Origin of the sequence: Mesorhizobium sp. LNHC232B00, from assembly GCF_000502435.1 — a bacterium.
Classification (GTDB): domain Bacteria; phylum Pseudomonadota; class Alphaproteobacteria; order Rhizobiales; family Rhizobiaceae; genus Mesorhizobium; species Mesorhizobium opportunistum.
In genome coordinates, this window is sequence record NZ_AYWP01000023.1 from 112,230 (window position 1) to 131,531 (window position 19,302).

The 19,302-nt window shown below is 64.1% G+C and carries 22 protein-coding genes; 9 read left to right on the top strand and 13 right to left on the bottom strand.

Annotation, left to right across the window (positions count from 1 at the left end):
• Genes X743_RS145485 through X743_RS145470 form a run of 4 tightly spaced genes read left to right on the top strand, consistent with a single transcriptional unit; the run spans position 1 to position 4,447 of the window.
• Positions 1-789, top strand: a complete 789-nt coding sequence (locus X743_RS145485; RefSeq protein WP_023767822.1) for an enoyl-CoA hydratase/isomerase family protein — start codon at positions 1-3, stop codon at positions 787-789.
• Positions 786-1,802: a hypothetical protein gene (locus X743_RS145480; protein WP_023767823.1), complete on the top strand. Its 1,017-nt coding sequence runs from the start codon at positions 786-788 to the stop codon at positions 1,800-1,802. Before X743_RS145485 ends, X743_RS145480 begins: the two co-directional genes overlap by 4 nt.
• The gene (locus X743_RS145475; RefSeq protein WP_023767824.1) at positions 1,799-3,574 is read left to right on the top strand and encodes a CoA-transferase; all 1,776 of its coding nucleotides are present in this window, start codon (positions 1,799-1,801) and stop codon (positions 3,572-3,574) included. Before X743_RS145480 ends, X743_RS145475 begins: the two co-directional genes overlap by 4 nt.
• Positions 3,575-3,592: 18 nt before the next feature.
• Positions 3,593-4,447 (top strand): SMP-30/gluconolactonase/LRE family protein, encoded by an 855-nt coding sequence (locus X743_RS145470; RefSeq protein ID WP_023767825.1) that lies wholly within the window; start codon positions 3,593-3,595, stop codon positions 4,445-4,447.
• A gap of 122 nt (positions 4,448-4,569) precedes the next feature.
• Here the strand turns inward: X743_RS145470 and X743_RS1000000174005 are convergent, their stop codons facing one another.
• From X743_RS1000000174005 to X743_RS145450, 7 genes are read right to left on the bottom strand one after another with little or no spacing between them, the layout of a single operon-like run.
• Positions 4,570-4,695: a hypothetical protein gene (locus X743_RS1000000174005; protein ID WP_023767826.1), complete on the bottom strand. Its 126-nt coding sequence runs from the start codon at positions 4,693-4,695 to the stop codon at positions 4,570-4,572.
• Between the two features lie 38 nt (positions 4,696-4,733).
• Positions 4,734-4,985 (bottom strand): aminotransferase class III-fold pyridoxal phosphate-dependent enzyme, encoded by a 252-nt coding sequence (locus X743_RS145465; RefSeq protein ID WP_023767827.1) that lies wholly within the window; start codon positions 4,983-4,985, stop codon positions 4,734-4,736.
• The gene (locus X743_RS145460) at positions 4,982-5,764 is read right to left on the bottom strand and encodes an N-formylglutamate amidohydrolase (RefSeq protein WP_023767828.1); all 783 of its coding nucleotides are present in this window, start codon (positions 5,762-5,764) and stop codon (positions 4,982-4,984) included. Before X743_RS145460 ends, X743_RS145465 begins: the two co-directional genes overlap by 4 nt.
• Positions 5,764-6,570 (bottom strand): glutamine synthetase, encoded by an 807-nt coding sequence (locus tag X743_RS1000000173585; protein ID WP_023767829.1) that lies wholly within the window; start codon positions 6,568-6,570, stop codon positions 5,764-5,766. The genes X743_RS145460 and X743_RS1000000173585 overlap by 1 nt, the downstream gene beginning before the upstream one ends.
• Positions 6,531-7,085, bottom strand: a complete 555-nt coding sequence (locus X743_RS1000000173590; protein WP_023767830.1) for a hypothetical protein — start codon at positions 7,083-7,085, stop codon at positions 6,531-6,533. The genes X743_RS1000000173585 and X743_RS1000000173590 overlap by 40 nt, the downstream gene beginning before the upstream one ends.
• Positions 7,082-7,729 carry an isochorismatase family cysteine hydrolase gene (locus X743_RS145455; RefSeq protein ID WP_023767831.1) on the bottom strand — a complete coding sequence of 216 codons (648 nt, stop codon included), beginning with the start codon at positions 7,727-7,729 and terminating at the stop codon, positions 7,082-7,084. Before X743_RS145455 ends, X743_RS1000000173590 begins: the two co-directional genes overlap by 4 nt.
• Positions 7,726-8,661, bottom strand: coding sequence for a MurR/RpiR family transcriptional regulator (locus tag X743_RS145450; protein ID WP_023767832.1), 936 nt, complete (start codon positions 8,659-8,661; stop codon positions 7,726-7,728). The genes X743_RS145455 and X743_RS145450 overlap by 4 nt, the downstream gene beginning before the upstream one ends.
• 406 nt (positions 8,662-9,067) lie before the next feature.
• Here X743_RS145450 and X743_RS145445 point away from each other — a divergent pair, with 406 nt between their 5' ends.
• Entirely contained in the window at positions 9,068-10,087 is a 1,020-nt protein-coding gene (locus X743_RS145445; protein WP_031258218.1) for an isopenicillin N synthase family oxygenase, read from the top strand.
• A gap of 3 nt (positions 10,088-10,090) precedes the next feature.
• Here X743_RS145445 and X743_RS1000000172325 read toward each other — a convergent pair whose 3' ends face one another.
• Positions 10,091-10,279: a hypothetical protein gene (locus tag X743_RS1000000172325; RefSeq protein ID WP_156934493.1), complete on the bottom strand. Its 189-nt coding sequence runs from the start codon at positions 10,277-10,279 to the stop codon at positions 10,091-10,093.
• Positions 10,280-10,381: 102 nt separating this feature from the next.
• On the opposite strand from X743_RS1000000172325, the gene X743_RS145440 reads away from it, so the two are divergent.
• The 3 genes from X743_RS145440 (at position 10,382) to X743_RS145430 (ending at position 11,754) form a co-directional block, all read left to right on the top strand.
• Positions 10,382-11,071, top strand: coding sequence for an SDR family NAD(P)-dependent oxidoreductase (locus X743_RS145440; protein ID WP_023767834.1), 690 nt, complete (start codon positions 10,382-10,384; stop codon positions 11,069-11,071).
• A gap of 114 nt (positions 11,072-11,185) precedes the next feature.
• Positions 11,186-11,506 (top strand): hypothetical protein, encoded by a 321-nt coding sequence (locus X743_RS145435; RefSeq protein WP_023767835.1) that lies wholly within the window; start codon positions 11,186-11,188, stop codon positions 11,504-11,506.
• Positions 11,503-11,754 carry a DUF768 domain-containing protein gene (locus X743_RS145430; RefSeq protein ID WP_013893861.1) on the top strand — a complete coding sequence of 84 codons (252 nt, stop codon included), beginning with the start codon at positions 11,503-11,505 and terminating at the stop codon, positions 11,752-11,754. Before X743_RS145435 ends, X743_RS145430 begins: the two co-directional genes overlap by 4 nt.
• A gap of 54 nt (positions 11,755-11,808) precedes the next feature.
• Here X743_RS145430 and X743_RS145425 read toward each other — a convergent pair whose 3' ends face one another.
• From X743_RS145425 to X743_RS145415, 3 genes are all read right to left on the bottom strand, one after another.
• The gene (locus X743_RS145425) at positions 11,809-12,927 is read right to left on the bottom strand and encodes a P1 family peptidase (RefSeq protein WP_023767836.1); all 1,119 of its coding nucleotides are present in this window, start codon (positions 12,925-12,927) and stop codon (positions 11,809-11,811) included.
• A 4-nt stretch (positions 12,928-12,931) separates the two neighbouring features.
• Positions 12,932-14,578: an exodeoxyribonuclease VII large subunit gene (gene xseA / locus X743_RS145420; RefSeq protein ID WP_023767837.1), complete on the bottom strand. Its 1,647-nt coding sequence runs from the start codon at positions 14,576-14,578 to the stop codon at positions 12,932-12,934.
• A gap of 84 nt (positions 14,579-14,662) precedes the next feature.
• On the bottom strand, positions 14,663-15,619 hold the full coding sequence (locus X743_RS145415; RefSeq protein WP_013893864.1) for a LysR substrate-binding domain-containing protein: 957 nt from the start codon (positions 15,617-15,619) through the stop codon (positions 14,663-14,665).
• Positions 15,620-15,790: 171 nt separating this feature from the next.
• Here X743_RS145415 and X743_RS145410 point away from each other — a divergent pair, with 171 nt between their 5' ends.
• Entirely contained in the window at positions 15,791-16,081 is a 291-nt protein-coding gene (locus tag X743_RS145410) for a DUF1127 domain-containing protein (RefSeq protein WP_023767838.1), read from the top strand.
• 429 nt (positions 16,082-16,510) lie between these two features.
• Here X743_RS145410 and X743_RS145405 read toward each other — a convergent pair whose 3' ends face one another.
• Together X743_RS145405 and X743_RS145400 are read right to left on the bottom strand one after the other, a co-directional pair.
• Entirely contained in the window at positions 16,511-17,518 is a 1,008-nt protein-coding gene (locus X743_RS145405; protein WP_023767840.1) for a DUF937 domain-containing protein, read from the bottom strand.
• 90 nt (positions 17,519-17,608) lie between these two features.
• Positions 17,609-18,982, bottom strand: a complete 1,374-nt coding sequence (locus tag X743_RS145400) for a glutamate--cysteine ligase (protein WP_023767841.1) — start codon at positions 18,980-18,982, stop codon at positions 17,609-17,611.
• Positions 18,983-19,302: the final 320 nt, after the last annotated feature.

Consider the following 19,302-nt stretch of genomic DNA (forward strand, 5'->3'; position numbering starts at 1 on the left):
ATGCGCGCCTACCAGACACTCACGGTCGAAATGTCGGGCCGCGTCGCGATCGTCACCTTTCGGCGCGCCGATCAGCTCAACGCCATGAACAGGCTGATGCAAGGTGAGATCACCGAGGGCTTCGAGGCGCTGTCTCAAGATGCGAGTGTCGGCGCGATCGTGGTGACCGGCGAGGGGCGAGGCTTCATGGCCGGCGCCGACATCAAGGAATATGCCGCGCAGACCGGCCCTGAATTCGACCTGTTCCAGGCCGCCGGCACGCGCATGTACGCGGCCATCGAAAACAACAGCAAGCCGGTGATCGCGGCGGTCAACGGTTTCGCCTTGGGCGGCGGCATGGAGCTGGTGCTGTGCTGCGACATCGTCATCGCCAACCAGTTCGCCAAACTCGGCCTGCCGGAGATCAAGCTCGGGCTGATCCCCGGCGGTGGCGGCACGCAACGCAGCGTCGCCAGGCTCGGCCGCAACCGCGCCAATCTTCTGCTGATGACCGGCGCCATCGTGCCGGCCTCCGAATTCGTTGCCGCCGGCCTGGTCAACGAGATCGTCGATGTCGAGAGGCTGCTACCGCGCGCGTTGGAACTGGCTGCGATGATCGCCGCCGAACCGGCCGCGGCGATCGAAGGCCTGAAGGCGCTGACGGCGCATGCCGTGTCGGGCGATCTGGCCGACGGCCTCGCCATGGAGCGCGACATATTGGGAGACCTCTACCGTAGCGAGATCGGCCAGCGGCGCGTCAGGGAGTTCGCCGAGCGGAGCACGACAAAGGCGAAGAAGGCCGGACCGTGAAGACCAACGACGCCTATCGCGGGTTGGGCTGGGCGCATGGTGCGCTGACCGTCCAGCGACTCGGCGCGATGCTGGCGCCGGTGACCTTCGTCCTGGACAATGGCCGGCAGGTCTCGCCGATGCACATCGCGCCCTGGTCGGACGACCCGGAGGTGGAAGCGCTGCCGGGCATTCTGCGCAAATTGCGCGGCGAATGGCCTTGCGTGCCCTTCGGTTACTCGGTGCCCGCCGACGGATGGCCGGAGGACTGGGCAGGCGTGATGGGGCCGCCGGAGCGCGACGAAGAAGTCCATGGCCACAGCTCCAACCATGACTGGACATGGCGCGACAGCGACGGCGCATCCTTGTCGCTGGGGCTAGCGTATCCCGAGCGAAGTCCGGTCGAGCGCGTTGAGCGGACGATCACACCCGATCCGTCGGCGCCGGCCATCGACATTGAATTCAAGGTCGTCGTTCGCCGTGCCTGCCGCTTGCCGATCGGTCTTCATCCAGTGTTCCGACTGCCGTTCGAGACAGGTGCCGCCACGCTGGAACTCGGCGGCTTCGATGAAGGCCGCACCTATCCACACGATGTCGAGCCCGGCGCCGCGCTGTTCGCCCGGAACAGATCCTTCACTGAGCTGGCCAGCGTACCCACGCGAGCCGGCGGCACGGCGGATGCCTCGCGGGTCCCGCTAGCCGCCGATACCGAAGAACTGCTGCAGATCGAGGGTCTCGACGGCGCGGTGGCGCTTGCCAACCATGAGGACGGCTACCGGGTAAAACTCTCCTGGCAGAAAGAGCATTTCCCAAGCCTTCTGCTCTGGTATTCCAACCGCGGCCGCAAGGCTGCACCCTGGAATGGGCGTCATGTCGCCATCGGCATCGAGCCGATCTGCTCGCCCTTCGGGCTCGGTCCGGCAACCACGTTGGCCGACAATCCGATCGCCCAGTCCGGCATTGCGACGGCGTTGGAATTCCCGCCGGAAAAACCGTTCATGACCCGCTATCGCATCGAGGCATCCGCGCTGTGACGAACCGTGCCGCAAAGTCGCTGGTCAAGCCGAACCGGCCGCGCTTCACCGATATCGAGGGGCTGGTCGCGATGGTCGGCCAGGGCGATGCGCTCGGTGTCGGCGGCCACCATTTCGCCCGGCTGCCGATTGCATTGCTGCGTGCGATAGCCGGCTCGGGCGTCAAGGAGTTGCGTTACATCTGCTGGGCAGGCGGCTTGCCGCTCGAACTGCTGCTCGAAGCGGGCGCGGTGGCTGAAATCGACCTCTGTTTTTCCAGCCTCGACATTTTCGGCCTGCCGCCAAGGTTCCGCGCCGCGGCCGAAACCGGCGCCATCCCGGTTCGTGATTGGACGGCGCTGGCCATGATCCAGGCGTTGCGGGCGGCGCAGCAGAACCTGCCATCGATGCCGTTTCAGCTTCCCGAGGGATCGGACATGCTCGCGCGGATATCGGGCGCAAGCGCTAGGCCCGATCCGATTGCAGGGACCGCTATGGGGTTCATCCCACCATTACGGCTCGATACCTTCATTGTCCACGCGCAGCGCGCGGATGAAAGCGGCAATGTGCAGATCATCGGGCCGCGCGCACTGGACTTCGCCATGGCGGGCGCGGCGCGCAAGGTGCTGGTCACCGTCGAGGAAATCGTCCCGATCGGGGCGATGCGGAAGGACGGGCGCCAGAGCATCCTGACCCGCAACCAAGTGTCGGCCATAGCCCTGGCGCCGGGCGGTGCCTGGCCGGCCTCCTGCCTGCCGCTTTATGCCACCGATTATCAGGCATTGTCTGAGGCATTCGCGGCCAGGGAAAGGCCCCCGGCGGACAATCTGCGCCTGCCGTCCGAAGGTGTGCCGGCATGGCTTCGAGAGGCTGCGAAGGTCCGCCCTGAGACGGTCCTTGCCATGCCAGCGCTCGCGCGGAGCGAAGAAAAAGCATCTGTCGACGAAATCATCGCTGCCCGCATCGCCGCCGAACTCGACAATGAGAGTTTTGCCAGTGCCGGTGCGGTGTCGCCGCTGGCCAATGTCGCCTACCGGCTGGCCAAGGCAACTCATGCGCCGGACATGATCATCGCGACGATGAGCTGCGGCCATCTCGACATCGCGCCGAGCCCGATGATCCTGTCGCTGATCGAAAGCCTGGATTGCGAGACGGCGGTGGCGCATGCCGGCGGCGACGACACCTATTCGGCCTACTACCAGGCCGGTGCCGTGACGCATGAGATCGTCGGCGCGGCACAGGTCGACCGGCGCGGCCGCGTCAACACCATCGCGCTGCGCAAACCAAGCGGCGGCCTGATCCGGCTGCCCGGGCAAGGCGGGATGGCCGACGTCGCCAACATGCATCGCGACTATCTGCTCTACATCCCCCGTCATTCGGCCCAGTCGCTGGTGGATGAGGTCGAGATCATCAGCTCCGCCCGTGGGCTGCTGACACCGGCCGAGCGCGAACCGATGGGCTATCGCACCGGCAAGGCGCTGGTCTTCACCGATCTCTGCGTCTTCAGGCTCGACCCGACATCCAGGGAATTGACCGTCATCGAAATCATGCCTGGCGTCACGCGGCAACAGATCCGCGACGCCACCGGCTTTGCGGTGACCTTCGACGCCGATTGCCGGGAGGTCCCGCTGCCTTCCGGCGATACGCTCGCCGTTCTGCGAAACCGCATCGACCCGCTCGGTCTGCGTCGCCTGGAATTCGTCAGCGCCAAGCAGCGCGGCGCGCTGATCGCCGAGATTCTAGCCGCCGATCGCGCCATGGTCGGGCGCTGCATCGCCGTACAGGGATCATGATCGCAAGCTGAGGAACCCATGGCAAAGCCGTTGCTCGATATGTCCGCCGCGCGCGTCTTCTTCGACGGCATCTTCACCAATCCGCGCGTCGCGCATCCGGAAGGCGTGGCCGTCCACAGCGATGGGTCGATCTGGTGCGGCACCGAGACCGGCGACCTGCTGCGCCTGGCCGCCGACGGCGGTTCGGTCGAGCACATGGGCGCCACGGGCGGCTTTCTGCTCGGCATTGCCTTCGACAGCGCGGGCAACTGCTTTGCCTGCGATCTCAGGCATGCTGCGATCTTTCGCTGGGATGCCGCGACCGGGCGCATGGAACGCTTCGCTTCGTCGGGCATCCGGGTACCGAATTATCCAATCGTCGACGAGGCGAGGAACTGTCTCTACGTCTCGGACAGCGTCGGCAAGGACAATCGCTCCGGCATCTTCCGCTACGATCTCGATACGGGCGGGGGCGATCTGTGGTGCCGGGAGGCCATGTCCTTCGCCAACGGCATGGCCATGGCGCCTGGTGGCAATGGGCTCTACGTCGTGGAAAGCGATGCGCCCTGCATCAGCCATGTGCCGATCCTCGCGGACGGCACGGCAGGGCCGCGAGAAGTTGTCGTCGAAGGCGTGACCAATGTCCCTGATGGTGTTGCCTTCGCGCCCGACGGCTCGCTGTTCATCTCGTGCTACGAACCGAGCCGCATCTATCGCTGGCGCAAGGATAAAGGCCTCGAAGTGCTGATCGAGGATCCAGCCGCGACCACGCTGGCGCACCCCACCAACATCGCCTTCAAGGGCGACAAACTCTACACCGCAAATCTTGGCCGCTGGCACATCACCGAGATCGATCTGGCGGCGCTGCCTAAAGCAATTCCAGGAAAAGTGTGACACGGTTTTCTGTCCGGAATTGCGTAAAAACAAAAAAGATAGAGCGGTTCGCCGTTTCCGTGAAACGGTGAATTGCTCTAGGTTGGACGGCGACTGTGTTTCCTCGCAGGCGCGCCCGCCCGTTACCACATCATGAAGGACGCGACATCCGCATCTGACACCTTGCCGACACTCACGTCGGCGATCGCCTGGTCGACGATCGCCACGCCCTCTGCCACTTCGTGCTCGCTCAGTGTCAGCGGCGGCATGTGATCGCGAGCAACCGCTCGGCCAGCGAGACCGCTGGTTAGTTCGGGTAGAGCAGCAGGCTGGCGCCCGCCATGTTGCGGATCGAGGATTCGACCGCCTCGACAACAGCTGGATGGCCGTAGCCGAGCACTGCAGGGCCGGCCGATCCCGACAGGTCGAGCAGCGACCGGCCGCCTTCCTCGATCAGCCGGTTGCCCTGGCCGCCAATCACGCTGAGCGGCGAGAACCGCAGCTTGCCGATCTGCGCGATGGTCGCGGCGTCACGCTCGCGCAGGCTGACATTGCTCAAGGGATCGCTTCCGTCTGTGCGGGCAGCGCCGCCGCCAGCCGATCAGCCCATTCTTCGATGCCGGACCTTGTCGACAAAAGGTCCTGTCGGATTTCGACGAGGACTGCGGGGATCCCGCGGTCGTCACCGTGGACGGGCACGGCGTAATCGGCGTCGCGGCTGATCACGTAGGGCACGTTGGCCGCGATGTTGAGTGCCGCATCAGTGCGCAGGGCTGAAAGGATTGCCTCGGCGAGACCGGCTGCATGGTCATGCAGTACGCCCGCATGCCAAGGCCTGGCGACACCGAGGAACACTGGCGTGAAGGAGTGGATCGTCACGATCCGCGTCGGCCGGCCTTCGGCTACCCGGGGGTCGAGATGGGCCGCCACCCGCTCATGGAACGGCGAAAACATGATTTTGGCGCGCCGGTCCCGTTCCGCCTTGTCGAGGCCGACATTGCCGGGAATGCCGGTGTCTTCCGACACCACCGGAATGCTGCCTGGCGTGCCCAGCGGCCGGTTGAGGTCGATCAGCAGCCGCGAGTAGCCGCTGAGGAAGGCCGGCGCATCGAGCCGTGCCGACAACAGGCGCGTCACCTCCGCGGCGCCGATATCCCAGGCGATGTGGCGCCGCAGATGGCTGGCATCGAGCCCGAGCTGGCGATATTCCGCCGGCATGTGATTGGAGGCGTGCTCGCACAACAGGACGATGTCCGAGAGGCCGTGCTCGTTGAGAACCTCGACGGCGTCGGGCCAGTCTTTTCGAGGAAGCAGGTCTTTTTCAGTCCGCGCAGTCATCAATAAAGCGTCCGATAGAGATCGCAGACGGCAACCGGATCGAGGCCGGCCAGGCGCTCGGCCTCGTGCCGCTTGAGTCCGAGGAAGGTCTCGATAAAGACCGGAGCGAACCATCCCGTCACGGTGCTGTCGGCGAGGAGCGCGTCCAGCGCCGCCGGCAGCGTCTCAGGCAGCCGCACCAGGCCAAGCCTTGTCCGTTCCGCATCGCTCATCAGCGTCGGGTCGCCGGTGACCAGCGGTGGCGACGGCAGATCCGCCTTCAAGCCTTCCAGCCCGGCGCGGACGATCGCGGCCAGCGACAAATAGGGATTGCCGGTGGCGTCGGCTGCCCGATACTCGATGTTGTACTCCCGCGCTGGATCGCGCCCGCCGATCGTCACCGTCGGACAGATGCGCAGCGACGCCTCGCGGTCGCGGTCGGCGAGCCAGGTGTAGGACGAACTCCAACTGTGCGGCTTCAGCCGGTAGAAGGACGAGACGCTCGATGCCGTCATGGCGGTCATCCCAGGCAGATGACGCAGCACGCCCGCGCAGAAGGCGCCGGCTTTGCCGGAGAGGCCACCGGGTTGCGCCGGATCGTAGGTTACCGGCTTGCCGGCCTCGTCGACGAAACTGAAATGGATGTGCACGCCATTGCCGACGGCATCCGGGGCCGTCTTGGGCGCGAAACTCGCGCGCCAACCGGCATTGCGCGCCACTTCGCGCGTGATCTCGCGGATGGCGACGGCACGGTCTGCCGCGGTCAGCGCATCGGCGGGCTCGTGCGTCACTTCGAACTGCTCCGCGCCGAATTCGGCGATGACCACTTCGGGTCCGACGCCTCCTCTTCCAGTGCCGCCATCAGGTTGGGGGCGAAGGGATCCGTCCGCCTGAGCGCGGCGAAGGACATCGAATGCGCCGGCGCGAAGCCGCCGTCGGCAATGTGGAATTCATGCTCGAAAGCGGCGATGACGGAGAGCCCGGTCGCCGCCTTCAGCTCCGCCAGAGCGTCCCTGAGCATGGTTCGCGTGCAGCCGAGCCAGGGGCTGCCGTCGAGCTCGACAATGTCGCCGACCACCATGTCGAACGATGTTGCCGATCCGGTCCGTGCGGTGCGAAAGCGCGCCTTGAGATCGGGGATCAGCCGCAGGTCGCCCGACGATCCCCAAGGGTTGGGATCGACGATCGAGTTGAACGGCGTCAGCGACAGGTTGGCCTGCAGCCAGCCGACGCCGGTCGTCGCGGTCTTCTGTAGCTTGCTTTCGACAATGAAGCGGCCCCGCGTGACGGCGGAGAGATCGGTGGTGACGACGGCAACGAGCGGCTCGACGGTCGATGTCATGCTGTTTTTCCCAGGGCATTGAAACGAGCGACGACGCTGTCGGTATCGGTGACCCAGCAATATCCGCCGAAGGCCTTGAGCGCGAGGTCGTGGCGCTCCTGGGTGATGGTGGCGCAGGCATCCGCTACGCAGGTGACGAGGTAACCACGGTCGGCCCCGTCGCGCACCGCCATGTCGACGCACTGGTCGGTGAGCACGCCGACGACGACGAGATAACGGATGCCGAGGTTCTTCAGGAGATAGTCGACATTGGTCGAATTGAAGATGCCGGAAGAGGTCTTGGGCAGCATGATCTCGTCGCCGATAGGTGCCAGCGAGGCGACCGGCAGGCCCTCGGCAAGGCTCGGCGCGACATGGATCGGCGTCAGCTTGTGGTCGAGCGAGCGGTCGCGGCCGTCTTCGGTCATGCTTTGGATGATGGTGTGCAGCACCTCGACGCCGTTGGCCCGCGCCGCCGCCAGCAGTCGTTCCTGGTTGGGGATCGTCCGCGAGGATGTCTGCCGGTAGAAATAGTGGTCGGGACCGCGCTCCGGATGCGAGGGATCGCCGCCCGGTTCCAGCCAGATGCGCTGCATGTCGACGAGCAGCAGCGCCGTCTCGCCGGCACGGAAGGCTTCGTCTCGCTTGGGTAAGGTTTCGGTCATGCTTTGTCGTCCCGCTTTACTGATTTGGGTCCAGGTGTCCTGCGTGGTCCGGGTTGGCCTGCGCCATTCTCGTCCGGGCCGCTGTCGAGCGTGACCGCGTTGGCGTGTCGTACTTTCTCGATCCTCTCGATGCGAGCCCGGGCGTCATCGCCCAGCGTCGAAACGATGTGGGCGGTAAGCGCTTCCATCTGTGCGGTCGCCGGCGCCAGCGTGTCGTAGGGCGAGGCGACTTCGAGCGGGCTGACGATCGTGACTTCGGCAAGATTTGATATCGGCGACAGCCATTGGTCGGTGAAAAGCAGGATGCGCACATCGAGCGCCGCCGCCTGGCTTGCATAGGCCATCACGTCGAGCTGATAACGGCGATAGTCGAAGACGACGAGCACGTCGCGGCGGCCGAGATCGGCCAGCGTGTCGAATGTCTGCGGAGAGAGCACGCCCAGATCGCGGACCCCGGACCGGAACTGCGCGAGATATCCGGCGAGCATGCCGGCGATGTGCCGGCTGAAACGGCCGCCAACCAGGACGATCTCGCCCTTGGCTTCCATCAAAAGGCGCGCGGCCCGCTCGTAGGTCTGCACCGGGGTCGCGGCGGTGGCCTTCTGCAGAGCCGCGGTGACAGAATCGAGATAGGCGAGCACGGCGCTGTCGCTGGAGCCGCTTTGCCGCTTTGCCTCCATCATCAACAGCGGCGAATGCAGCCTCGCCTCGACCTCGGCCAGCAGCTTCGCCTGGAAATCCGGAAACCCGTCATAGCCGAGCTTGACGACCAGCCTGACCACGGTCGGGTCGCTGACGCCGGCGCGCCGGGCGAGCGAGGAAGCGGTGCCGAGGCCGGAGGTCGGATAGTCCGTCAACAGCAGCCGGACGATCTTCTCTTCCGACGGCGTCAGCGCCAGATCCCCGCGCATCAGATCATCGCGTATCGCCATTGGCCTCCCCGAAATCCGTGTTCTCTTGTTTTGTCGAGTTTGTTACAGAGATTTAAAACTCGGTCAAGAATGAAGAGATATCGACATTACGCGATCGCTGGCCTGACCTTGTCGGAAAGCAGCCAAGAGACTGTGGGGAACAGCCATGCGGCCCGGTGGAGTTGAGGGCGCCCCCAGCTCCTGTTCGGTTGCGATCATCATCTGCTTGCCCGTGCTAATGGAAAAATTGTTCCGTCGTGGCCGCGACGAGGGCCGATCGTTCCTTTCCGGGCAGTAGGAAGTCGATGAAACTTGCAAGCATTGATGGCGACTCCGATCGCGGAAAAATGCCTGCATGTTCAATTGGCTGGGTTTTCCAAGTGGAGGTTCATGCCACGTCCCGAAAGACTAGGGGAAGGAGCCTGATATGCCAAGAATAGTGCCTGTGCTCGATCTGAGCCGTCTGGAGCAAGGCGCGTCGGAGCGCCGGACATTTCTGGCGGACTTGCGTTCCGCTTCGCGCGATATCGGCTTTTTCTATCTGGCCGGACATGGCATCTCCTGGGCAGAGATCAGCGAGGTACTCACCGCATCGCGCCATTTCTTTGCCTTGCCGGAGGCCGACAAGCTTGCGATCCAGATGGTCAGATCCGCGCAGTTCCGCGGCTACACGCGCGCCGGTGGCGAACTGACCAGAGGCATGGAGGACTGGCGCGAACAGCTCGACATCGGCGTCGAACGCCAGCCCGTGGTGCAAGGCCCTGGGGTTCCCGCCTGGACGCGGCTGCAAGGCCCGAACCAGTGGCCCGTGGCACTGCCGGAGCTCAAACCGGCGCTGCTTGCCTGGCAGGGCAAGGCGACGGCGGTGGCGATCCGATTGCTGAAGGCCTTCGCACTGTCGCTCGATCAGCCCGAGGACGCCTTCGACCCGATCTATGACGGGGAGCCCAATCACCGCATGAAGATCGTGCGCTACCCTGGCCGCGATGCAACCGCCGGCGACCAGGGCGTTGGCGCGCACAAGGATGGCGGCTTCCTGACGCTGCTGCTCCAGGACGACAGCAAAGGGCTGCAGGTCGACTATGATGGAAGCTGGGTGGATGTGGACCCCATTCCCGGAACGCTCGTCGTCAACATCGGCGAACTGCTCGAACTGGCCTCGAACGGCTATTTGCGCGCGACGGTGCATCGCGTGGTGACGCCGCCCGCCGGGGTCGAGCGCATTTCGGTGCCGTTCTTCTTCAGCGCCAGGCTCGATGCGGCGATACCACTGCTTGGTCTTTCCGAGGAACTGGCGGCGCAGGCACGCGGGCCGGCCAGCGATCTGGACAATCCGCTGTTTCGCGATGTCGGAACCAATGTGCTGAAAAGCCGGCTGCGTTCGCATCCCGACGTCGCGCGGCGCCACTATGCGGACCTGCTGGAACCGGAAACCCGGGCCGGCTGAGCTTCATAGGCTCGAAAGGACAGGATTTTCGCAACTCATGCCGATTTTTAGAAAATCATTCGTCGTATCCGGGTGGAAATCGGCCCAAAAAGAAAAAATCCGTTCAGCGTTTTCCTCCCATTTCGTTGAACGGTGTTCCCCTCTGAAGGTTTTGACCTTCTTTTTGGCCGGGCCGCTTTCGCGCCCGGCCATTTTTCTTCCTGACATGCGCGTTGCCAGGGCCGCGCCGATCCGGCAGGTTTCGTCTGGGTCATTCAGTGATCGGCCGCATTCAGTGGAAAGAAGGAGTGTCTCATGACATCCAATGTCGCCGTCATCGCCGGCGCGGGCTCCGGATTGAGCGCCTCGCTGGCCCGCCTGCTCGCCGGCGAGGGTTTTCGCGTGGTCCTGGCCGCCCGCAACATCGAGAAACTCGGCGCCTTGCAGGCACAAATCGGCGCGCAGGCCGTGGCAACGGATGTCTCCGATCCCGCATCGGTGGAGCGTCTGTTCGATGCCGCCGACAAGGCCGGTCAGCTTTCGCTCGTGATTTTCAATGCCAGCGGGCGCGCCCGCGGCCCGATAACCGAGCTCGATCCCGAGGCGGTCCGGCAGGCATTGCTGGTCGGTGCCTATGGTGGGTTCCTGGTCGGCCAGCAGGCGGCCCGGCGGCTTCTCGCCCTGGGGTCAGGCTCGATCTTCTTCACCGGCGCGACGGCAAGCGTGAAAGGATTCGCCGGCTCCGCCGGTTTTGCCATGCCGAAATTCGGCTTGCGCGGACTGGCGCAATCCATGGCCCGCGAACTGGCCCCGAAGAACATCCACGTCGCGCACTTCATCATCGATGGCGCCATCGCTTCGGCGACGTCGGGCCAGGAGTCCGAGCCGCAGGATCGCCGGCTGTCACCGGATGCGATTGCCGAGGCCTATCTCTCCATCCATCGCCAGCAGCGCAGCGCCTGGACCTGGGAAATGGAGCTCAGGCCGTGGGTGGAGACATTCTGACGGCGCACGCTGACGGGGCTGGCAAAAGGTGCGACTTTCCGCGTCTGGCGGTCAAGGTCGAGAGGAGTCGACATTGAACGGGGATATCACTATATAGCGGCGGCTTCGTAACGCATGCCTGAGGGCTGCACCACGGAAGCGACTGTAAATGTGCTAGGTATTGCGCCATCTTTTGTGACGAAAATCGGCTCGAAAACCGGAAAAAAGCAAATAGAAACAGTGGCGCACAGCCGGCTCGATCCGGCTAAACGGTACCAGCCCCTCCAGAATCAGAAAATGTTCTTCAAACCTCGATTTCCTACGGCTCTGTGGACCTTGGACGGCATCGGCTTGCCGGGGCGTTACGACTCGGTTGGAATGGGGACAGGCATCCTTTGCGGGATGTCGGCGTTTATGATTACCAACCGGCTTTGCCGCCAGGGAACAGCAGTATGAGTGAACACGCGATCGAGTTCTTGCAGGGTTGGATCGGCGAAAAGGTCCATTGCCAGTCCCACGCCAGGATCGAGAAGCAGGCCGAGACTCTGGCCAAGGAATGCGCTGCCAAGGCAGCGGAGGTCGGCATTCCGTTGGAGGACATCCAGGAAGAAGTCGGCGATATCAAGGAACTCATCGCATCCCGGCTCGAGGAAGCAGCCGAGGCGGACGGGAACCAGCAGGCGTCCAGCAAGGCCGCCGAATAGACTTTAGGGGCGACCCTGTCTGAATGCGCGGGCCCTTCGGCCCGCGTTTTCGTCTCAGCCGAACGTTTCTCTTAGCCAAGCCTTCGGCAGTGCCGGCACGAAATTGCCGTCGCGCCCGGTCATGTCGTCATTGGCGGTCAATGCGTTGAGGATCGCCTCTTCCACGGCCTGGATCACCGCGTCGAAGAACGGGTCGATGTCGCTGTCCGGGATGAAATCGGCATTGGCGATGCGGCCCGACGGCGCCAGCGCCGCAGCGGGATTGGCTGTCGAGAAGGCGAGAAAGATGTCGCCCGAGCTGTGATAGCCGAAGCCGCCGGTCATGGCGACGCCGAGCGGCACGCGGCGGGCCAGCCGTTTCATCTGGTGCGGCAGGAATGGCGCATCGGTGGCGATGACAGCGATGATCGAGCCTTTTTCGGCGCGCGGCGTGCCCTCGCGGATCGCCGGTTCCACGAGCTCCGGCCCGGCACGCAGGCCGCGAAGGGCAAAATTGCGCCGCTTGCCGAAATTCGACTGCACGAAGGCGCCGACCGTATAGGCGCGGCCCTGCCATTCGACGATGCGCGACGCAGTACCGGAACCGGCTTTGAAGGCGAAGGTGATCATGCCGGTGCCGCCGCCGACGCTGCCTTCCTCGATCGGCCCGCCGGCGGCGCCGTCGAGCGCCTGCGCAACATGCTCCGATGTCAGATGGTGGCCGTTGATATCGTTGAGAAACCCGTCATAGGTCTCCGCCGCCACCGGCAGGCCCCAGGCGCTGTCGAGTGCTGCCGGCAGCACGTTTTGCATCCAGCGCAGCGTGCCGTCGCGTGAAACACCGCAGGAATGCGTGTTGGTGATGGTGATCGGGAAGTTGAAGGCGCCGGTTTCCTCGATGATGTGCGAGCCGGTCAGTTCGCCATTGCCGTTCTGGCTGAAAATGCCGGCAAAGACCGGCGTGGCCAACTCGGCGCGCGGCCTGGGCAGGATCGCGGTGACGCCGGTGCGTACCGGCCCCTTGCCGACGACGAGCGCGCCGTCGCCCGATATCAGCGTCGCATAGCCGACCGCGACGCCCGGCACGTCGGTGATCGCGTTGAACGGCCCTGGCGTTCCGTCAAAGCCGATGCCGAAGCTTCGCGCGCGCGGCTTGCCGGATGGCGTTGCCAGATGATGCGGACTATCGGTCATGACCTCAGAACAGCGATCCCTGATTGCCGCGTTCCCTAGTCTTGGCAACTGAGGTCTTTGCGGATGGCTTGGCAGCCGGCTTCGGCCGGGCCGCACCGCTGGTTGCCACCGCATCCGCGGTGCCATCGGCGAACTCCAATGAAAGCGCCATTCCCGACGCCACGTCGGCGGCCTGCTTGATGACCGCGCCGTCGGCATCCTTCACCAGCGCGAAGCCACGCGCCAGCACGGCCTTGTGCGAAAGCGTCGCCATCAACCTGTCGGCCTGGACAACACGCCCGCGCAAGCGCTCCAGCCGGATCAGTACCGCCTGCGTACCGCGCCTCGTCAAGGCTGCCAGAAAATCCCTTTGCACGCGTTGGCGCCGCGCTGTCGGCTCGATCGTGATGCGGCCTTGCAGCAAGGCCAATTGCTGCCTGTGCCGCTGCAGCGATGCCCTCGCACATTTCGGCAACTGGTCCGCTGCCCGATTTAGCTCTGCACGCCGGGCTCTCGCCAGCGCGCGCAGCGCTCCTTGCGCTCGCAAGAGATTGCGTTCGTTGGTGCGCCGCGCCTCGGCAATGCGCTGCGAAAGCATCGTCGGCGTCAGCTTCACGGCAACAAATCGTGCCCGCTTGCGTTCGGTGGAAACCATCAGGCCGCGGCCGAGCCGGCTTGTCGCCTCGTCGAGGCGCCGGCGCGGCAGCGCCAGCAATTGGTCGGGCGAGGGCAGGGCACGGGCCGCCGCACGGGCGGCCTGCCGCTTGCGTTCGAAGTTGCGCAGGACCGCCGCCTTGAGCCGCGCGCCCAGGCTGGCAAGCGTCGCTTCGAGGTCTGCCTTCACCGGCACGGCGATTTCGGCAGCACCCGTCGGTGTCGGCGCCCGCACATCGGCGACAAGGTCGATCAGCGTCCAGTCCGTTTCATGGCCGACGGCCGAGATCACCGGAATGCCGGAGGCGGCAACGGCGCGCGCCAGCGCTTCGTCGTTAAAGCCCCACAGATCCTCGAGGCTGCCGCCGCCGCGCGCCACGATCAAGAGATCGGGGCGCTGGATGGCGCCGTCCCATGCCAGGGCGTTGAAGCCGGCGACGGCATTGGTCACTTCCACGCCTGACGTCTCGCCCTGCACTCGGACCGGCCAGACCAGCACGTGCAACGGAAAGCGGTCCTTGATGCGGTGGATGATGTCACGGATGACGGATCCGGTCGGCGAGGTGACGACACCGATGACGCGCGGCATGAACGGCAGCCGGCGCTTGCGGCCGGCATCGAAAAGCCCTTCTCCCTGCAGCCGGCGCTTGCGCTCTTCAAGCAGCGCCATCAGCGCTCCGACGCCGGCCGGCTCCAGATTGTCGATGACGATCTGGTAGTTGGACTTGCCGGGATAGGTGGTGAGCTTGCCGGTGGCGATCACCTCCATCCCTTCCTCGGGACGGAATTTCAGCCGGCTCATCGTGCCTTTCCACACCACGGCATCGAGCCGGGCGCGGTCGTCCTTCAGCGCGAAATAGGCGTGGCCGGAGGAGTGCGGCCCGCGATAGCCGGAGATTTCGCCGCGCACCCGCACATTGCCGAAGACGTCCTCGACTGTGCGCTTCAGCGCGCCGGAAATCTCGCTCACCGTGTATTCGGTGGCGTTGGTGCGTGATTCGGATGCTGCTTCGCTCATCGCTCGATTGGGGGCTGGTTGGCGTTCCGCGTCAAGGCGCAGTGTCGGTCCAGGGACTCATGGTCCGCATATGCCTGATCCCTCCTACCAGCCCGGCAGGATCTGGTTCGGCTTGCTCCGCTTCATCTTGGCGAAGGCGAGTGCCGCGAAGTCGAATGTTCCCGTCTCCTCGCCAAGCGGCACCGAGATGTTGTCCAGGCTCTCCGAAATATGGCGGGCGAGCGCGTCGACAATCTCCGGCCGCGACGTCTGGCCGCGCATGATGCCGATGCGGCAATCGGGCAAGGCGCCAAAGCCGTCGGCTTCACCCAGCACCCGCATGCCGGGCCTGAGCGCGCATTCCGGCAGCACCGAGATCGCCAGGCCCGAAAGCACCGCGGCGGTGATCACGGTCGCCGAGAAGCTGGTGAACAGGATGCGGTAGTCGCGGTTCTGCTGGTCGAGCACGTCGACGGCGGCGCGCCGCCAGATGCAGTTCGGCCGGCCAAAGGCCATAGGCAGCGTTACCTGTTCATGCGTCGCATGGTTGGCCGAGGTGACCCACAGCAGCGGCTCGCGCCGCACGACCTCCGACTGGCCACGGACATCGTTGTGCGTCACCAGCGCAAGGTCGAGGTTACCGCGCTTGATATGCTCGACCAGCCCCGGCGTCGGCTCGCAGATGACGGTCAGCTCGACGCGCGGATTGGAGCGCGTGAAGCGGGCCATGATCTCGGGCAGGAAACGGTCGGCATAGTCGTCCGGCGTGCCGATACGGATCGTGCCTTCGAGGCGCTGGTCGTCGAAAGCAGCGAGCGTTTCGCGGTTGAGATAGAGCAGCCGTCTTGCATAGGAAAGCAGCTTGTCGCCTTCCTCGCTCAGCCTGTTGGTGCGCCCCTCCTTCTCGAACAGCGGCTTGCCGATCCGCTCCTCCAGCCGGCGCATCTGCATGGACACCGCCGACTGGGTGCGGTGAACCTCCTCCGCCGCGCGGGTAAAACTGCCGGTATCGGCAATCGAGATGAAGGTCTGCAACTGATCGAGATCGAGCGGCGCTTTCATCGGTCCAATCCATCATTGTTGTTGATGTCTATGATTAGAAACATTCGTTGGATTAATCAATTGGCTGGTGGCAAATTGGCATTGTCCACATGAAGGCATGTGAATCGAAGCCGAAACGGCCGCTGTCGCCAGCGCCGATCGCTTGGCTTTGTTCGCTCGAAGGAGATTGCTATGACCACGTTTGATGTCGCCACCGAGACCTCGCGCATCACCTCGCGTCCGGCCGTTGCGACGCGCGTGGCAAACACCGTCTCCAACGCCTATCGCGCCTGGAAAAATCGCCGCGCCTTCTACCGCCTCGGCGAGATGTCGGACGCCGAGCTCGCCGACATCGGACTGACGCGCGCCGACCTGCATGTCGCCATCGACGTGCCGTTTGGCCGCGATCCGACGGCGATGTTGCGGGAAATTGCCAGCGATCGTGTGGAAACGATCGAGGACATTGCCCGCAAGGTTGCTTGATCGCTGAGTTTCGGTCCGGTGAACCTATTCACGGTTCGGCGCGACCAAAGGTTCTGCAGGCTTCCCACTCCCTGCCGGTCCCCCGCCGGCCTGCCTGCACGTTGCCCGGTCCTCCCAGGACCGGGCTTTTCTTTTGTGGCTCAGAACTGATCGATTAGCTCAATCAGCCATCTGTCTGTAAAAATGAGAATCCCGAAGGCCAAAAGGCTGACGGCAAAGATCCCATAGCCGGCGCGATTGCTCTCGTCCAAGGGCTTCCATTGCGACGGAAGCGGTTTTCCGTATCTCAAGGCGTCGCGAATGTCTCTCTGTAACCGGGAGCATCGCCCGGACTAAGGAAGTCATACCGATAAATTGAGTAGACACCCCCAATTAGTGCTGCAGCCATCAAGCCGTTCACGACTATTTCACCTAAAGTCATTGCTCGAACTACCGCCGGCCCATGTCCCGCTTGAACTGGTCGAAGATCGTTTCCATGCCCTTCTGGTACTCGTCACGCTGCTGGGCGCCGGTCTCGAACATTTTGCCGAACAAATCGTCGAACGGGTTCCTCGCCCTACCGCTCGGATTGGTCTCTGGCTGCGGCGCCTGTCGTTGCTGCGGCCGTTGCGACGCCTGAGGTTGTGGCGCCGGCTGTCCGCCAGGCAAGCCGCCACCTCCTTGCCGTAGCATCTCCTCGAAGATTTTCCCGAGCGGATTGTCGCCATAGGGACTCTGGGTCTGCTGCGGCTGTGGCGTTCCACCGCCGAACATGTCCTGCAGCACCTTGCCGAGCGGGTTGTCGCCATAGGGATTGGGTGCCGGTTGCGGCTGGCTTTGCGGCTGCGGCGTACCGCCGCCGAACATGTCCTGTAAGACCTTGCCAAGCGGGTTGTCCATCGGGTTCTGAGGTGGCGGCGCCTGGCGTGGCTGTGGAGCCGGGGCTTGCATGCCCCCGCCTTGCCGCATCATCTGCTCGATGATCTCGCCGAGCGGATTGTTGCCGCCACCGCCGAAACCGCCGGCGGCCTGCATCTGACTGGTCGTCTGCTTGAACAGCCCGCCCATCACCATCGAGGCGATCGCGGGCAGCATCTGCTGCAGGATCTGCTGGCTGACGCCGCTCGCTTGCGCCGCCTGGCTGGCGACCGCACGCGACAGGTCCTTGGAGCCGAACAGATGCCCCAGAATGCCGTTGCCCTCGTCGACCCCTTGCGGCGAGAAGGCCCGGGTCGTGTCCTCGAAATATTTGGCGTGCTGGCCGCTTGCCATCGCCGTCATGAAGGCGCCGAGCCCATAAGGGTCGGCGGTGTTGCGTTGCAGCCCCTGCGAAAAGGCCGGCAGCAGTGCTGCGACCGCCGCCTGTGTCTGTTGCATCGAAAGCCCATATTGTTGGGCAAGCGCCTGCATGCCATTGCCGTTCTGGGCCTGGGTCAGCATGTCGAACAAGGTAGGCATCGGCTTCTCCTCCGGGAAATCCTGGGCGGAGAGCGTAATTCGTTTCAACGCCCGATTGAAGCAGCTTTTGTCGCTCGTTATGGCCCGCGGTTAATAGGCATATTCCATGAACACCGGCTCGATCGAACCGCCCCAGCGCGTGTGATAGGCGGAAAGCATCTCCTCGGCGCTGGTGGTGCCGCGCGCAACCACTTCGTCCAGTGTATTGAGGAACGAGGTCTCGTCGTAGCCGTCACGGTTCTTCTTGCCGCGGTTCTTCAGCCCCGTGCGCGAAATGGCCAGCACGTCGCGCGCGATCTCGCGCAGCGTGGTGTTGCGGAAAGGCGCGGAAATGCCGAGTTCAGGCACCGCATTGCGCATGGCCAGTGTTTCTTCATATGTCCAGCTCGAGGTCAATGCCTCCGCCGCGTCGAGCGCGGCCTCGTCGTAGAGCAGTCCGACCCAGAAGGCCGGCAGCGCGCAGATGCGCCGCCACGGTCCGCCATCGGCGCCGCGCATTTCGAGGAACCGCTTCAGGCGCACGTCCGGGAATAGCGTCGACAGATGGTTGGCCCAGTCGCCCATCGTCGGCAGCCCATCGGGCACTTCATTGCGCGCCGCCCCGGCCATGAACTGGCGGAAGGTGATATGGGTCATGTCATGATAGCGGCCGTCGCGGATGACGAAATACATCGGCACGTCGAGCGCCCATTTGACATAGTCGGCGAACCCGAAATCCGGCGAGAAGCAGAATTCGAGCAGGCCCGAGCGCTGGTTGTCGGTATCGCGCCAGATGTCGCCGCGCCAACTCTGCAGGCCGTTCGGCCGGCTTTCGGTGAAGGGCGAATTGGCGAACAGCGCCGTCGACAGCGGCTGCAGCTTCAGCGACACCTGCATCTTGCGGCGCATGTCGGCCTCGCTCTCGAAGTCGAGGTTAACCTGGATCGTGCAGGTGCGGTACATCATGTCGAGGCCCTTGGTGCCGACCTTGGGCATGTAGCGTGTCATGATCTCATAGCGCGACTTCGGCATTTTCGGCGTCTCGGCCAGCGACCATTTCGGGCTGCCGCCAAGGCCAAGGAAGCGGATTCCCATCGGCTCGGCGATCTCGCGCACCTGGGCCAGATGTGCATTGCCCTCACGGCAAGTCTGATGGATGGTTTCCAACGGCGCGCCGGAAAGCTCGAACTGGCCGCCAGGCTCGAGCGAAATCGCACCTTGGCCGGTCGGCTCGACCAGGCCGATGATGCGGCCGTCATCCATGATCGGGTCCCAGCCGAGCTTTGACTGCATGCCTTCGAGGATGGCGCGGATACCGCGCTCTCCGCCATAGGGCACCGGCGCATTGCCATCGACATAGAAGGGGAATTTCTCGTGCTCGGTGCCGATGCGCCACTTGTCGCGCGCCTTGTTGCCTTCGGCGAGGTGTTCGACGAGTTCGTCGACGCCTTCGATCGGCCGGAAATCGGTTGTGTCGCGCGCCATGATCTTAGCCCTCAGCAGATGACCCCGAAAATCGACTTTCGATTTTCGGAAAGGATCATGTGCCCCAATCGAATGCTACAGCGTCCTTTGCGCGTCCGAAAGGACGCGCAAAGGACGCTGTAGAGCGGACGGACGACCGCCGGCGCTAGATGGACGAAATGTCAGTAGCCGATCAAGCGAAAAATCCTGAGCCACAGGTCAAGAGGAATTGAACTGCGGCTTCTTTCCTTCTCCCCTGTGGGCTAGCGTGCGCACACATTTGCTTCGTGCTTTGATCAAGCGTGAAGAAGCGACGCCGGAAAATGGCTTGAAGCGTTTGA

Excerpts from the sequence above, each read along its gene's own strand:
- X743_RS145485 (WP_023767822.1), top strand. The coding sequence starts at position 1 with ATGCGCGCCTACCAGACACTCACGGTCGAAATGTCGGGCCGCGTCGCG.
- X743_RS145470 (WP_023767825.1), top strand. The coding sequence starts at position 3,593 with ATGGCAAAGCCGTTGCTCGATATGTCCGCCGCGCGCGTCTTCTTCGAC.
- X743_RS1000000174005 (WP_023767826.1), bottom strand. The coding sequence starts at position 4,695 with ATGCCGCCGCTGACACTGAGCGAGCACGAAGTGGCAGAGGGCGTGGCG.
- X743_RS145460 (WP_023767828.1), bottom strand. The coding sequence starts at position 5,764 with ATGACTGCGCGGACTGAAAAAGACCTGCTTCCTCGAAAAGACTGGCCC.
- X743_RS1000000173590 (WP_023767830.1), bottom strand. The coding sequence starts at position 7,085 with ATGACATCGACCGTCGAGCCGCTCGTTGCCGTCGTCACCACCGATCTC.
- X743_RS145455 (WP_023767831.1), bottom strand. The coding sequence starts at position 7,729 with ATGACCGAAACCTTACCCAAGCGAGACGAAGCCTTCCGTGCCGGCGAG.
- X743_RS145450 (WP_023767832.1), bottom strand. The coding sequence starts at position 8,661 with ATGGCGATACGCGATGATCTGATGCGCGGGGATCTGGCGCTGACGCCG.
- X743_RS145445 (WP_031258218.1), top strand. The coding sequence starts at position 9,068 with ATGCCAAGAATAGTGCCTGTGCTCGATCTGAGCCGTCTGGAGCAAGGC.
- X743_RS1000000172325 (WP_156934493.1), bottom strand. The coding sequence starts at position 10,279 with ATGGCCGGGCGCGAAAGCGGCCCGGCCAAAAAGAAGGTCAAAACCTTC.
- X743_RS145440 (WP_023767834.1), top strand. The coding sequence starts at position 10,382 with ATGACATCCAATGTCGCCGTCATCGCCGGCGCGGGCTCCGGATTGAGC.
- X743_RS145435 (WP_023767835.1), top strand. The coding sequence starts at position 11,186 with ATGCCTGAGGGCTGCACCACGGAAGCGACTGTAAATGTGCTAGGTATT.
- X743_RS145430 (WP_013893861.1), top strand. The coding sequence starts at position 11,503 with ATGAGTGAACACGCGATCGAGTTCTTGCAGGGTTGGATCGGCGAAAAG.
- X743_RS145425 (WP_023767836.1), bottom strand. The coding sequence starts at position 12,927 with ATGACCGATAGTCCGCATCATCTGGCAACGCCATCCGGCAAGCCGCGC.
- xseA (WP_023767837.1), bottom strand. The coding sequence starts at position 14,578 with ATGAGCGAAGCAGCATCCGAATCACGCACCAACGCCACCGAATACACG.
- X743_RS145415 (WP_013893864.1), bottom strand. The coding sequence starts at position 15,619 with ATGAAAGCGCCGCTCGATCTCGATCAGTTGCAGACCTTCATCTCGATT.
- X743_RS145410 (WP_023767838.1), top strand. The coding sequence starts at position 15,791 with ATGACCACGTTTGATGTCGCCACCGAGACCTCGCGCATCACCTCGCGT.
- X743_RS145405 (WP_023767840.1), bottom strand. The coding sequence starts at position 17,518 with ATGCCTACCTTGTTCGACATGCTGACCCAGGCCCAGAACGGCAATGGC.
- X743_RS145400 (WP_023767841.1), bottom strand. The coding sequence starts at position 18,982 with ATGGCGCGCGACACAACCGATTTCCGGCCGATCGAAGGCGTCGACGAA.